General features: G+C 71.9%; 12 protein-coding genes. 5 read left to right on the top strand and 7 right to left on the bottom strand.

Annotation, left to right across the window (positions count from 1 at the left end; translation table 11 throughout):
• Positions 1–4: 4 nt before the first annotated feature.
• Genes ACQPXB_RS17265 through ACQPXB_RS17245 form a run of 5 tightly spaced genes read right to left on the bottom strand, consistent with a single transcriptional unit; the run spans position 5 to position 5,001 of the window.
• A complete protein-coding gene (locus tag ACQPXB_RS17265; protein ID WP_366586782.1) occupies positions 5–805 on the bottom strand; it encodes an ATP-binding cassette domain-containing protein in 801 nt (266 codons plus the stop codon).
• A complete protein-coding gene (locus ACQPXB_RS17260; protein WP_432853208.1) occupies positions 802–1,593 on the bottom strand; it encodes an ATP-binding cassette domain-containing protein in 792 nt (263 codons plus the stop codon). Before ACQPXB_RS17260 ends, ACQPXB_RS17265 begins: the two co-directional genes overlap by 4 nt.
• Positions 1,590–2,480 (bottom strand): ABC transporter permease, encoded by an 891-nt coding sequence (locus tag ACQPXB_RS17255; protein ID WP_432853205.1) that lies wholly within the window; start codon positions 2,478–2,480, stop codon positions 1,590–1,592. Before ACQPXB_RS17255 ends, ACQPXB_RS17260 begins: the two co-directional genes overlap by 4 nt.
• Entirely contained in the window at positions 2,477–3,457 is a 981-nt protein-coding gene (locus ACQPXB_RS17250) for an ABC transporter permease (protein ID WP_432853202.1), read from the bottom strand. Before ACQPXB_RS17250 ends, ACQPXB_RS17255 begins: the two co-directional genes overlap by 4 nt.
• Complete coding sequence (locus tag ACQPXB_RS17245) at positions 3,454–5,001, bottom strand: ABC transporter substrate-binding protein (protein ID WP_432853199.1); 1,548 nt, start codon at positions 4,999–5,001, stop codon at positions 3,454–3,456. The genes ACQPXB_RS17250 and ACQPXB_RS17245 overlap by 4 nt, the downstream gene beginning before the upstream one ends.
• An 82-nt stretch (positions 5,002–5,083) precedes the next feature.
• On the opposite strand from ACQPXB_RS17245, the gene ACQPXB_RS17240 reads away from it, so the two are divergent.
• From ACQPXB_RS17240 to ACQPXB_RS17230, 3 genes are all read left to right on the top strand, one after another.
• The gene (locus ACQPXB_RS17240) at positions 5,084–5,887 is read left to right on the top strand and encodes an IclR family transcriptional regulator (protein ID WP_366586795.1); all 804 of its coding nucleotides are present in this window, start codon (positions 5,084–5,086) and stop codon (positions 5,885–5,887) included.
• Positions 5,877–6,893, top strand: a complete 1,017-nt coding sequence (locus tag ACQPXB_RS17235) for a serine hydrolase domain-containing protein (protein ID WP_432853196.1) — start codon at positions 5,877–5,879, stop codon at positions 6,891–6,893. The genes ACQPXB_RS17240 and ACQPXB_RS17235 overlap by 11 nt, the downstream gene beginning before the upstream one ends.
• 214 nt (positions 6,894–7,107) lie before the next feature.
• Positions 7,108–8,727, top strand: a complete 1,620-nt coding sequence (locus ACQPXB_RS17230) for a M4 family metallopeptidase (protein ID WP_432853193.1) — start codon at positions 7,108–7,110, stop codon at positions 8,725–8,727.
• Positions 8,728–9,516: 789 nt separating this feature from the next.
• Here the strand turns inward: ACQPXB_RS17230 and ACQPXB_RS17225 are convergent.
• Positions 9,517–9,870 carry a DUF488 domain-containing protein gene (locus ACQPXB_RS17225; protein WP_386953204.1) on the bottom strand — a complete coding sequence of 118 codons (354 nt, stop codon included), beginning with the start codon at positions 9,868–9,870 and terminating at the stop codon, positions 9,517–9,519.
• 631 nt (positions 9,871–10,501) lie between these two features.
• On the opposite strand from ACQPXB_RS17225, the gene ACQPXB_RS17220 reads away from it, so the two are divergent.
• On the top strand, positions 10,502–11,122 hold the full coding sequence (locus ACQPXB_RS17220) for a hypothetical protein (protein WP_432853190.1): 621 nt from the start codon (positions 10,502–10,504) through the stop codon (positions 11,120–11,122).
• A gap of 9 nt (positions 11,123–11,131) precedes the next feature.
• Here the strand turns inward: ACQPXB_RS17220 and ACQPXB_RS17215 are convergent, their stop codons facing one another.
• On the bottom strand, positions 11,132–11,854 hold the full coding sequence (locus ACQPXB_RS17215; protein ID WP_432853187.1) for a TetR family transcriptional regulator: 723 nt from the start codon (positions 11,852–11,854) through the stop codon (positions 11,132–11,134).
• 108 nt (positions 11,855–11,962) lie between these two features.
• Here ACQPXB_RS17215 and ACQPXB_RS17210 point away from each other — a divergent pair, with 108 nt between their 5' ends.
• A complete protein-coding gene (locus tag ACQPXB_RS17210; RefSeq protein ID WP_366586811.1) occupies positions 11,963–12,430 on the top strand; it encodes a hypothetical protein in 468 nt (155 codons plus the stop codon).
• Positions 12,431–12,448: the final 18 nt, after the last annotated feature.

The raw sequence follows: 12,448 nt of genomic DNA, 5'->3' as shown, positions 1-12,448 counted from the left end.
CGCCTCACGACGTCGCCCATCGCCGGGCCCGCCGCGGGTCCGGGTCCGGCACCGCGTCGAGCAACGTCCGCGTGTAGTCGTGCTCCGGCGCGGAGAACAGCTGCTGTTTCGCCGCGAGCTCCACGATCTTCCCCGCGCGCATCACCGCCACCCGGTCGGCGATCTGCTGCACCACGGCAAGGTTGTGCGACACGAACACGTACGTCAGCTGCAGCCGCGACTGCAGCTCGGCGAGCAGGTCGAGGACCTGCGCCTGCACCGACACGTCGAGGGCGCTCGTCGGCTCGTCCAGCACGACCAGCCGCGGTTCCAGCGCCAGCGCGCGGGCGATGGAGATGCGCTGCCGTTGCCCGCCGGAGAACTCGTGCGGGTAGCGGTCCTGCACCTCCGGCGCGAGGCCGACGGCGTCGAGCAGCTCCCCGACCCGCGCGCGCAACCGCGTGCGTCCCCGGCGGCCGCGCAGGCCGCGCTCGTGCGTGACCAGCGGTTCGCCGACGATCTCGGTGACGCGCAGGCGCGGGTTCATGCTGGAGTACGGATCCTGCAGCACCACCTGCATCTCGCGGCGCACCTTGCGCAGCCGGGCCGCCGGCAGCGTCGCCAGGTCGGCGCCGTCGAAGCGGACGCTGCCGGCCGTCGGTTCGGCCAGGCGCAGCAACAGCCGCGTCAGTGTCGTCTTGCCGGAGCCCGATTCGCCGACCACGGCGAGCGTCTCGCCGGAGACCACGTCGAGGTCGACGTCGTCGACGGCGGCCACCGCGCCGTAGTCCTTGCGCAGGCCCCGGATCTCGACCAGGTTCGTCATACCCGCTCCAGCTTCGGTGTGGCGCGCAGCAGCTCGCGCGTGTACTCCTCTTGCGGTGTCTCGAAGACCGGCAGCACGGCGCCGGTCTCCACGACGCGGCCCGAGCGCATCACCACGACCCGGTCGGCAACCTCGGCCACCACGCCCAGGTCGTGGGTGATGAGCACGATCGCCATGCCGTGGCGGCGCTGCAGCTCCACCAGCAGCTCGAGGATCTGCGCCTGCACGGTCACGTCGAGCGCGGTCGTCGGCTCGTCGGCCACGAGCACCCGCGGCCGGCCGACCAGCGCCATCGCGATCATCACGCGCTGGCGCAGCCCACCGGAAAGCTGGTGCGGGTACTGGGCGGCCCGCCGTTCCGGGTCGGGAATCCCGGCTTCCCGCAACGCTTCGACCGCGGCCGCCGCGGCCTGCGCGCGGGAGGCACCCGAGTGGCGCCGCACGACTTCCGCGACCTGCGCCCCCACGCGTTTCACCGGGTTGAGGCTCGTCATCGGGTCCTGGAAAACCATGGCGACGTCGTTGCCCCGGATGCGCCGCAGGTCCTTTTCGGACAGTCGCAGCACATCGCGCCCGTCGAGCAGCACCTCGCCCTGGTAGACGCAGGGCGGTTCGGGGTTGAGCCGCAGCAGCGACAGCGCCGTGGCCGTCTTGCCGCTGCCCGATTCCCCCACCACCGCCAGCGTCTCGCCCTCGTCCACGGCGAAGCTCACGCCGTCGACGGCCGTCACCGTGCCGGTGTCGAGCCGGAACTCGACCCGCAGGTCCTTGATCTCCACGAGGCTCATGAGCGGTACGCCTTCGGGTCCGCGACGTCGCGCAGGACGTCGCCGGTGATGTTGACGGCCAGCGCGGTGATCATCAGCGCGATGCCGGGGAACACGGCCACCCACCACGACGTGCCCAGGTACAGCTGGCCGTCGCTGAGCATGCCGCCCCACGTGACGGTCTGCTTCGGCACGCCGAGGCCGAGGTAGCTCAGCGACGCCTCGGCCACGATCGCCGCCGCCACGTGCAGCGTGCCGATGGTGGCGAGCGGCGCCATCACGTTGGGCAGCAGGTGGCGGCGCATGATCGCGAGGTCCGTGACGCCGATCGCCCGTGCCTCCGTGACGAACTCCCTGGTGCGCAGGGAAAGCACCTCGGAGCGGATCACGCGAGCGTAGGAGACCCAGCCCGTGAAGCCGAGCACCAGCACGACGTACCACAGACCGGAGCCGAGGAACCCGACGATGGCGAGCGCGAGCAGGATCGGCGGGAACGCGAGCTGGATGTCGGCCAGGCGCATGAGGATCCGGTCGAACCAGCCGCCGAGGAACCCGGCCACCAGCCCGATGACCGCGCCGACGATCCCGGCGAGCAGCGCCGCGCACGCGCCCACCAGCAGCGAGATCCGCGCGCCGTAACAAAGGCGCGAGAGGATGTCGCGCCCGAGCTGGTCGGTGCCGAGCAGGTGGCTCGCGTCGCCACCGGCCTGCCACGCGGGCGGGTGCAGGCGTACCAGCAGGTCCTGCGCGCCCGGGTCGTACGGCGCGATCAGCGGTGCGAACACCGCGACCAGCACCATCAGCACGAGCACGGTCACGGCGACGGAGCCCAGCCGGTTGCGCAGCATCGCCCGCACGGCGCTCGGCCGGGCGGATCGAGCGGTGGCGACAGCGGTGATGGCGGTCATGAGGTCACCCGCACCCTCGGGTCGAGAATCGTGTAGGACAGGTCCACCAGCAGGTTCACGATCACGAACGTGGCGGCGAAGAACAGCACCGCGGCCTGCACGAGCGGGAAGTCGCGGTTCTGGATCGCCTCGACCGTGAGCCGGCCGAGGCCGGGCCACGAGAACACCTGCTCGGTGAGGATCGCGCCGCCCAGCAGGGAGCCGACCTCGAGGCCGATGACCGTGACCACGGGCAGCGCCGCGTTGCGCATACCGTGGCCGAGCACGATCCCGCCGGTGCCGAGGCCCTTGGCTTTCGCGGTGCGGATGAAGTCCGAGCCCAGCACGTCGATCAACGACGAGCGCAGCAGCCGCGCGATCACCGCCACCGAGTACACGGCGAGCGTGACGGCGGGCAGGATCAGGTGCTCGATGCCGCCGTAGCCGGACGCGGGCAGGATCTTCAGCTGCACGGCGAAGATCAGGATGAGCAGGATCCCGACCCAGAAGGCCGGAGTGGACTGTCCGACCAGGACACCGGCCATCACGCCGGAGTCGCCGGCGCGGCCGCGGCGCATCGCGGCGAACGTGCCTGCCGGCACGGCGAGGGCGAGCGCCACGAGGAGCGCGGACCCGGCCAGCTCCAGCGTCGCCGGGACGCGGGAGAACAGGACGTCGGTCACCGGCTGGTCGTAGACGAGCGAGTTCCCGAGCTGGAGCCGCGGCAGACCGGCGAGGTAGTCGAGGTACTGCGTGATGAGCGGCCGGTCGAGCCCGAGGCTCGCCCGCAGCGTCGCCTCCTGCGCCGCGGTGGCGTCGGGCGGCAGGATCAGCTTCACGGGGTCGCCCGAGAGCCGCACGAGCAGGAACGCCGCCGTGGCCACGAAGAACAGCACCACGATCGCCGTGAGCACCTTCGTCACGACCACGCGCAGCACGCCGGCGCCGGCGCCGGCGCGCGCGGGCGGGCGGGTCGCGGTGGTGACCGGCGCCGTCACGGGGTCACCGTCGCCGAGGCCATGGCGAGCACGCCGACGACACCGGGGTGCCAGGTGGGGCGCGTGTTGACCGCGTAGATGTTGTCGATCTGGTAGAGGAACACGAACGGCGCCTCCTGCTTGAGAAGTTGCTGCAACGACGTGAAGGCTTTCTGCCGGTCGGCGGGGGCGGGCGACAGCTCCTCGGCGTCGATGAGCCGGTCGGCCTGCGGGTTGTGCCACCGGCTCTGGCGCCGGTCGTGGCGGACGTTGGACTGCACGAGGCTCTCGGCGTCGAGCGTCCAGCCGGTGCTCGCGGCGAGGTAGATCGGGCCGAGGGCACCGCGGTTGTTCGAGGTCAGGCGGCTCGAGTAGGTGCCGGCGTCGACGAGGTCGACCCGCGCCCGCACCCCGACCTTCGCCAGGAGACCGGAGATCGCCTCGGCGATGTTGGAGTCGGCCGTCTGCGCGGTGAGGGAGGTGTCGAAGCCGTCCGGGAACCCGGCCTCCGCGAGCAGCCGCTTGGCTTCGCCCTGGTCACGCGTGTAGGGCGTGATCGACGGGTCGAAGCCGAACGACTCGCGCGGGAACATCGTCGGTACCTCGCGCGCCTTGCCGTCGAGCACCGCCTTGATCAGCAGCGGCACGTCGACGGCGTGGTTGAGCGCCTGGCGTACCCGCACGTCGCGCAGCGGGCCCTGGGTCGTGTCGAGCGAGAGGTACGACGTGCGGATGCCCGGGTAGTTGCGGATCGCCACGCCGGGATACCCCTGGATCTGCAGCGCGGCGTCGGGCGTCAGGTTCGCGACGATGTCGACCTCGTCGCTCTGCAGCGAGGCCAGCGCCGACGACGCGTCGGGCATCGGCAGGAACACCAGCTCGTCGTAGGCGGGTTTGCCGCCCCAGTAGGCGGGGTTCGCGCGCATCCGCAGCTGGTGGTCGCGCTGGAACTCCTCGAAGGTGAACGGCCCGGTGCCCACGGGGTGCTTCGCGAAGCCCGCGGAGCCCACCTGCTTGAGGTACCCCGGCGGCACGGCGACCCCGCCGAACAACGACACCTTCGCGGGGATGATCGGGTCGGCCTGGCTGCAGTGCAGGTCCACCGTCAGCGGGTCGACGACCACGGCCTGCTTCACATAGCGCAGCTCGACGATCGGCGACTTCGTGGCGGGATCGAGCAGCCGGTTGATGCTGAAGGCCACGGCGTTGGCGTCACACGGCTCGCCGTTGTGGAACTTCACGCCGGGCCGGAGCTTGAAGCGCCAGGTCAGCGGGTCGGGCGAGGACCACGACAGGGCCAGCCCGGGTTTCAGCTGGTTGTCCGGACCTCGTGTGGTGAGTGTGTCGAACATGTTGATCAGCACGTTCATGGAGGTCAGGTCGCCCTGTTTCTGGGGATCCAGGGTTTTCGGGTCCGAGGTCTGGGCCACGCGCAGCACGGTGCCGGGAGTGCCGGCCGCGCTGCCGCACGCGGTGAGCAGGCCCGGCAGGGCGAGTGCGGGCAGCGCCAGGCCGCCGAGCCGGAGGGCGTCGCGGCGGGACAGGCGGGGACGCGGAGAGGCCACGGGGTGCCGGCTCCTTTCGATCGTTTCGTGAAGTGAAAGACCGTTCCGTCAGATGGAATGCGATTGCGCTAAGGTAGGCGCCGTGACCAAGGCTGTCAACGACTCGGCGAACAGTCCCCGCGGCGCGGTGGACAAGGCGCTGGAAGTGCTGGCGACACTCGCGCGCCCCGGTGGGCCGCACCGGCTCGCCGACCTCGCGAAGGCCTGTGACCTGCCGAAACCCACCGCGCACCGGATGCTGCAGACGTTCGCGGACGCCGGTTTCGCGGCCGCGGCGGGCGGCGGCCAGTACGACGTCGGGCCGCGACTGCTCGGGCTTTCGGCCGCCGTGCTCGCCGGCAGCCGAGCCACCCGGGCGACCCGGCCCGTGCTCGCGGACCTGCGACGGCGGACCGGGCACACGGTGCACTACGCGGTGCGCCACGCCGACCGGGCGGTGTACGTGGAGAAGCTCGAGCCGGAGCAGGCATACCGGCTGAACACCCGGCCGGGCGGCGAGGTGCCGCTGTACTGCACCGGCGTCGGGCGGGCGATCCTGTCACGGCTGCCGGAGGCCGAAGTCACCGCGATGCTCGCCGGGCCGTTGAAGGCGTGGACGGCGAAAACGCTGACCGATCCGGCGGAGATCCGGGCGTCGCTGACCACTGTGGACAGTCTCGGGTACGTGGTGGACGACGAGCAGTACGAAGCGCACGTGCGCTGCGTGGCGGCGCCCGTGGTGGATGCCGACGGGGTGGTCGCCGGAGCGGTCAGCGTGTCGGGGCTGACGTTCACGCTGCAGCCGGAGGCCTTCGCGGCGCTCGGCCCCCTGGTGGCCGAGGCGGCGAACCGGATCTCGGCGAAGCTGGGGCCGGTGGGTCTGCAGGCGGTGTCCGATGAGGATTGAGCACCTTCTGGCTTCCGAGAAGGGGTTGTACTCGGCCGCGGCGTGGTCGGTCGGCACCGCTGACGGCGTGCTCGACCGCGGGGTGCTCGGAACGCGTTGGCACGGCGGTCCGGCGGCGACCGAGGAGAGCCGGTGGGATCTGGCTTCGGTGACGAAGCCGGTCGTCGGGATCGTGGTCGTGGCGCTGGCCGAGCGGGGCCTGATCGATCTCGACGATCCGCTCCCCCGGCACCTGCCGGCGTATGCGGGCGGAGACAAGGCCGCGATCACCGTGCGGCAGCTGCTCACGCACACGTCCGGGCTGCCGGGCGGGACTCCGCTCTACCGCGAGCATCCGACGCGTGAAGCGCTGCTGGAGGCGATCCGGACCGCGCCGTTGCGTGTCGCACCCGGCACGCGGGTCGAGTACTCGTCGCAGGGCTTCATCCTGCTCGGGCTGATCGCCGAGGCCGCGGGCGGCGCGCCGCTCGACCAGCTCGTGGCGGAGCTCGTGACGCGGCCGTTGGGGCTTACGGCCACCGGATTCGGCCCCGCTGAGGGGTTTCTGGCCGACGCGGTGGCCACTGAGGACTGTCCGTGGCGGGGCCGGGTCGTGTGTGGACAGGTGCACGACGAGAACGCCGTGGTACTGGGCGGGGTCTGCGGGCACGCCGGGCTGTTCGCCACTCTCGGTGATGTCGAACGTCTCGGCCGGGCACTGGCGGGCGGGGCGCAGGCGTTGCTCAAGCCCGCGTCGCACGCGGAGATGATCGCCTGTCACACCGAGGGTCTCGCGTTGCGCCGCGGGCTCGCGTGGCAGGGTCTCGACGTGCCGGGCTCCCCCGTCGGCACCGACCTGGAACCCGGTGCTTACGGCCACACCGGCTTCACCGGAACCAGCCTGTGGGTCGAGCCGGAACGCGGCCGCTACTACGTGCTGCTGACCAACCGGGTGCACCCTTCGCGGTCGACGCCGGGGATCGAAAAGGTGCGGCGCGAATTCCACGCGCTGGCCGCGATTCTGTAATCCCACATCCTGGACCCCGGTTGTTTTCGTCGCCGGGCCGGAAGTCGTTGGCGGAGAACGACATCCGCTTCACCGTGTCCGTTTTGGGGTTTTTCCATCCAATGGCTGGACCACGATCCACTCCCTACTTTCGGCGCTTCTGAGTTTCGGACCGGAATCCGAAACTTCTCGCACGGGCCACTCGGGTTGGCCCTCTGTGCGGAAGGTAGACTGTATGTCTTCGAAACGGCTGGCCGTGCTGGCTACAGCAGTCACGGCTTCGTCGATCCTCGTGGCCGCCGGCGGCGCCGCGAGCGCGTCGCCCCAGACCCAGGTGAGCACCGACTCCCTCGGCCGCGTCATCGCCGTCCAGCCCGCGACCCCGGTCGCCGCCCGCGGCCTCGCCGGGAACGCCGCCGCGGCCGCGCAGTCGCACACCGCGGACCTGGCCCGGCAGTTCGGTCTCGCCGTCGGCGACCTCACCTTGACCAGCGTGCAGTCCCTTCCGGGCGGCAGCGTCGCGCGGCTGCAGCAGAACGTCGGCGGGGTGCCGGTGTACGGCGCGCAGATCGTGCAGGACCTCGACGGCAGCGGCGCGCTCATGGCCGCGCTCGGCAAGACCACGCAGCGCACGCAGGGCTCGTTCCCGGCCGACGCGAAGGGCGCCCAGGACCGGGCGGCGAAGGCCGCCCACGCCGCCGTGGCGCAGAAGGCCGCCGGCGTGCTGAAGACCGGCGCGGAAACCGCGTACTGGTACGACGCGAGCCTGGGCGGCGACGGCGCGAGCGCCACCGCCGTGCCGACCTACTTCGTGCCCGTCAACGGCGTGGACCCCGAGGACAAGTGGACGGTCGTCGTCGGCGCCGACACCGGCAAGGTCCTGCAGGTGTGGGGCGAGTCGGAGGCCGCCACCAACCGCGTGGTCTGCGATGCGAAGCGCAAGGTCGTGGACCTCGACATCGCCACGCTGGCCGACCTGCGCTGCGGCGTCGGCACCGCGTTCGGCGTGACCCGCGGCGAGGGCCAGGCCGCGGTCGCGACGGCGGACGTCAACAGCGTCTACGACTTCTTCGGCGACGCACAGAACTTCTACTCCCAGTTCGCCTCGTACGACCTCACCGCCAACATCGGCGCCGACTACCACGACGGCAAGGGCAAGGCCCTGCGCGGCACCGTGCGCATGTGCGAGGTCGAGACCGAATCGGACGGTCGCCGCCACACGCAGTGCCCGTGGGCCAACGCGTTCTGGGAGGGCGAGCAGATGGCCTTCGGCGAGGGCGTGACCACAATGGACATCACCGGCCACGAGCTCACCCACGGCGTCACCCAGCACACCTCGCAGCTCGGCAACGGCTACGCGGGCGCGCTCAACGAGGGCATGTCCGACGTGATGGGCCAGTTCATCGCCATCAAGTCCGGCGACGCCAACGTGCAGGGCGCCAACCGCTGGCTGATGGGCGCGGGCTCGTCCATCGGGCAGGTGCGCGACATGAAGAACCCGCCCAACTCGGGCGAGGGCCCCAGCCCCGACCGCGTCAACGGCCAGTTCTGGGTCGGCGCCAACGGCGACCCCCACATCGACGCCGGCGTCGTCGACAAGACCGACTACCTCATCACCGACGGCGACACCTTCAACGGCCAAACCGTCCACGGCATCGGCGAGGACAAGGCCATCGCGCTCTGGTGGAAGGTCGAGAACCTGCTGCGCCCCACGTCCACCTTCAAGGACCTCGGCACGGCCCTCAACTCCGCCTGCACCACCAACGCCCGCACCGGCGTCGCCGGCACCACCACGGCCGACTGCACCCAGGTCGCCAACGCGGTGAAGGCCACGCAGCTCAACCTGGCTCCGTAAGGGGTTTGCTTCCCGGCCGCTGCCGGTGCTCGCTTGCGCGGGCGCCGGCAGCGGTTTTTCGTTCGTGGCGCGAATCCGCGGGCTTTCGAGATGCGCGCGCGAGAGACACGGGGCGCGTGGGCGACTCTCGGCGGCAGCCGCGCAATCCGACTCGCTCCCTGGGGCCCTCCCGGGCCGCGAACAGCGGTCAGCGCGCATGCCGCAAACCTGCCGACCATCGCGACACGAACGCGAGACACATCGGGCCTACAAGCGACTCGCGACAGCAGCCGCGCGATCCGACTCGCTCCCCGAGGTCGCCTGCTCCCGGGCTGCGGTTTTCGGCGTACGTGCCGCGAACCTGCCGACTTTTACGACACGAGAGCGAGACACACCAGGCACACAAGCCACTCGCGGCTGCAGCCGCGCAATCCGGCTCGCAGGCCACCCGCTGCCGGCCGCGAGCCGCGGTTTTCGGCGTGTGTGCAGCGAGCCCGCCGCCGATCGCGACACCAGAGCGAGACACCGAGCGCACAGGCCACTCGCCGCACGAGCCGCGCCGACCTGCTCGCCCCGGTGACGCCTGCACCCGGCCTGCGAACAGCGGTCGGCGTGCGTGCCGCCAACCTGCCGACCGTCACGACAAGAGAGCGACACACATCCGAGTACACAGAGCACCTCGCGACGACAGCCGCGCGATCCGGCTCGCTCTCGGGGTCGCTCGCGCTCGGGCTGCGAGCGGCGGTTTTCGGCGTGCGTGTCGCGAACCTGCCAGCGTTCGGCGCTGCGGGCGGGGACGATGGGCTCGTGTCAGTCTTCGGAGAGCAGTTGCGCCAGGACGGCGGCCTGGCTGATGTCCAGGGCGCGGCTCGCGGTGAGCAGCGTGAGCGGGCCCTGCGCGGCGCGGGCGCGCAGGTCGGCGAGGGCGTCGGCAGCCGGGCCGGGGGCGGTGAGCTCAGCGCGGTAGCGGCGGGTGAACTCGGCGAACCGGGCGGGGTCGTGGGCGTACCACTTGCGCAGCTCAGTGGTGGGGGCGACGGCCTTGCACCAGTCGTCCAGCGCGGCCTTCGCCTTGGCCAGGCCGCGCGGCCACACGCGGTCGACGAGGACGCGGGCGCCGTCGTCGGGGCCGGCCGGGTCGTAGACACGTGCGATGCGAACCATCGAGGCATTGTCGCTCATCGGCTCGCGCCGCACAGCGTTGTCCGGCCCAGCACTGTCCGGCCCAGCACTGTCCGGCCCAGCACTGTCCGGCCCAGCACTGTCCGGCCCAGCACTGTCCGGCCCGGTGCTGCCCGGCCCCGCCTTACCGGGCGCACCGTTGTCCGGAACAGCTCTATCGGGCACGGCGTTGGCCAGCCCAGCCGTACCGGGTGCGGCGTTGTCGGGCCCAGCACTACCGTGCACAGCGTTGCCCGGCCCAGCCTCATCGGGCGCCGCGTTGTCCGGCCGAGCGTTGTCCGGCCCAGCCGTACCGTGCGCAGCGTTGCCAGGCCGAGCCGTACCGGGTGCGGCGTTGCCCGGCCCAGCCTCATCGGGCGCCGCGTTGTCCGGCCGAGCGTTGTCCGGCCCAGCCGTACCGTGCGCAGCGTTGCCAGGCCGAGCCGTACCGGGTGCGGCGTTGCCCGGCCCAGCCTCATCGGGCGCCGCGTTGTCCGGCCGAGCGTTGTCCGGCCCAGCCGTACCGTGCGCAGCGTTGCCAGGCCGAGCCGTACCGGGTGCGGCGTTGCCCGGCCCAGCACCGTCGGGTGCGGCCAAGTCGGGCGCAGCGCTGTCCGGCGCAGCGGAGCCGGCCGTGGCTAGCGGGCCCGAGCGCAACCGGGTGACGCCGCTGGGCGAGATCGTCGCGATTCCGCTGCGCGGCGCGTGGACGGGTAACCGCGGGATCCTCCACTCCGGACACGAGATCGTGCGCACCCACGCGAGCGACCTGTGGATCACCTGCCGGCTCGAGTTCCGCGGCCGGTGGCGCGAGCAGTGGCTGCCGCACCGCTACACGCACCTGTACTTCCACGACGAGGCCGTGTCGTTCGCCGCCGGCCACCGGCCGTGCGGGGAGTGCCGGCGCGCGGACTACCTGCGGTACCGCGACGGCTGGGCCGAGGCGCTGGACGTCGCGCCGCCGTCCGCGCGGGCCATGAACCGCCGGCTGCACACCGAACGCCTCGACGGCCGCCGGCGCCGGCTCCACGAGCTGCCGTGGACCGAGCTGCCGGATGGCGTGTTCGTCCTGCGCGACGACGGGCCCGCCCTGGTCGTGGACGGCGGCCTGACCGCCTGGACGACCTCCGGCTACGGCCCTCGCCACCCCCTGCCCCGCCGCGGAACGGCGCAGGTCATCACGCCGCCCGCGACCGTCGCCGTCCTCCGCACCGGCTATCCGGTCGAGATCTCCGCCACCGCGCAATGGCACTGAGTGCACTTATCAGTCCGACTCCGGGAACGCCGCACCGAGCCGGGCCATGACCTCCGGCAACGGCGTCGCCGTACTCAGCACCGCGACCACCGTCGTCTCGGCGTTCACCGGCTGGAAAGCCTCTCCCACCAGGGCGAACGCCCGCGCCGCGCTCGCCGCGATGTCGTCCTTGCCGCCGCTGCGCAGCCACCGCCGCAGCACGTGGTTGTTGGCCGCCGCGATCGCCGCCGCCGCGACGGCCGCCCGCAGGCTCGCCGTGGCGTCACCCTGCTCGGCGAACCGCGTCTGCAGGTACCGCGCGAGCACGCGCTGATACCGGTCGACGGTCGCGACTTCCTTGTCCCGCAACGAAGCCACCGTCCGCGTGAGCGTGAACCGCTTCAGCGAAACGTCGAGATCCGCGGCGTAGTAGTCGAGCACCAGGCTCACCGTCGAACACGCCACCTCGACCGGGTCGCGTGTCGGATCGGCGCGTTCGAACGCCTGCTCCATCTCCGTGACGATCTCGTCGTGGTTGGCGAACAGCACGTCGTCCTTGGTGTCGAAATACCGGAAGAACGTGCGTCGCCCGACCCCCGCCGCGGCGGCGATCTCGTCGACGGTCGTCGCCTCGTACCCGTTGGCCACGAACAGGTCCACGGCCGCCGACGACAGCGCCCGGCGCAGCTGCCGTCGGCCGGCGGGCGTCGCCCCGACCCGGGTGGCCGGCGCGCGGCGCTGCGATTCCGTCATGCCCGAAGACGGTAGCAGGCCGTCTTGCTAGTGGCACTGAGTGCCGTTAGACTCAGGGTCGGACCTCGGGCCCCTGTGACCACTCCCCACGACCGGAAGGCGTCGACGATGACCCTCGACCAGCAGCTCCAGCCGACCGAGCTCGTGCCGGCCGAGCACGCCCACGAGCGGTTCGACGCCTACTACGGCCGCCTCTTCGGCTGGTCGGTGCGCTGGCAGGGCAGCCGGCTGTTCCTCGCGCTCGAAAACGGCCTGTGCGCCGTGACCCTGCCGAAGCTCGCCGCCGGCCCGGTGCTGCGCCACCTCGCCGACACCGGTTGCCGGGGCCCCGTCCTCGTCCTGCCGACGCAGCACGGCCCGCGCGTCGCCATCCTCGCCGAGACCGACGGCCTGGTCCCGCCCCGCACCACCCTGCCCGCCGACGTCGACCTCCTCGACTGCGGCGCCCTCGTCCCCCTGCCGATCGGCCCGCAGGTCCCGGGCGTCTCGACGGAGTGGCTCGCCGCCCCCGACCCGCGGCAGCGCTGGCTGCCGAGCCTCAGCGCGGTGCTGGCCGGAGTCCGCGTCCGGCACTGATCGCGTCCGGGTAGCTGT

This window comes from Amycolatopsis sp. CA-161197, from assembly GCF_050942255.1.
In the GTDB taxonomy this organism is placed as follows: Bacteria; Actinomycetota; Actinomycetes; order Mycobacteriales; family Pseudonocardiaceae; genus Amycolatopsis.
This window is presented reverse-complemented; position numbering and strand designations above follow the sequence as displayed.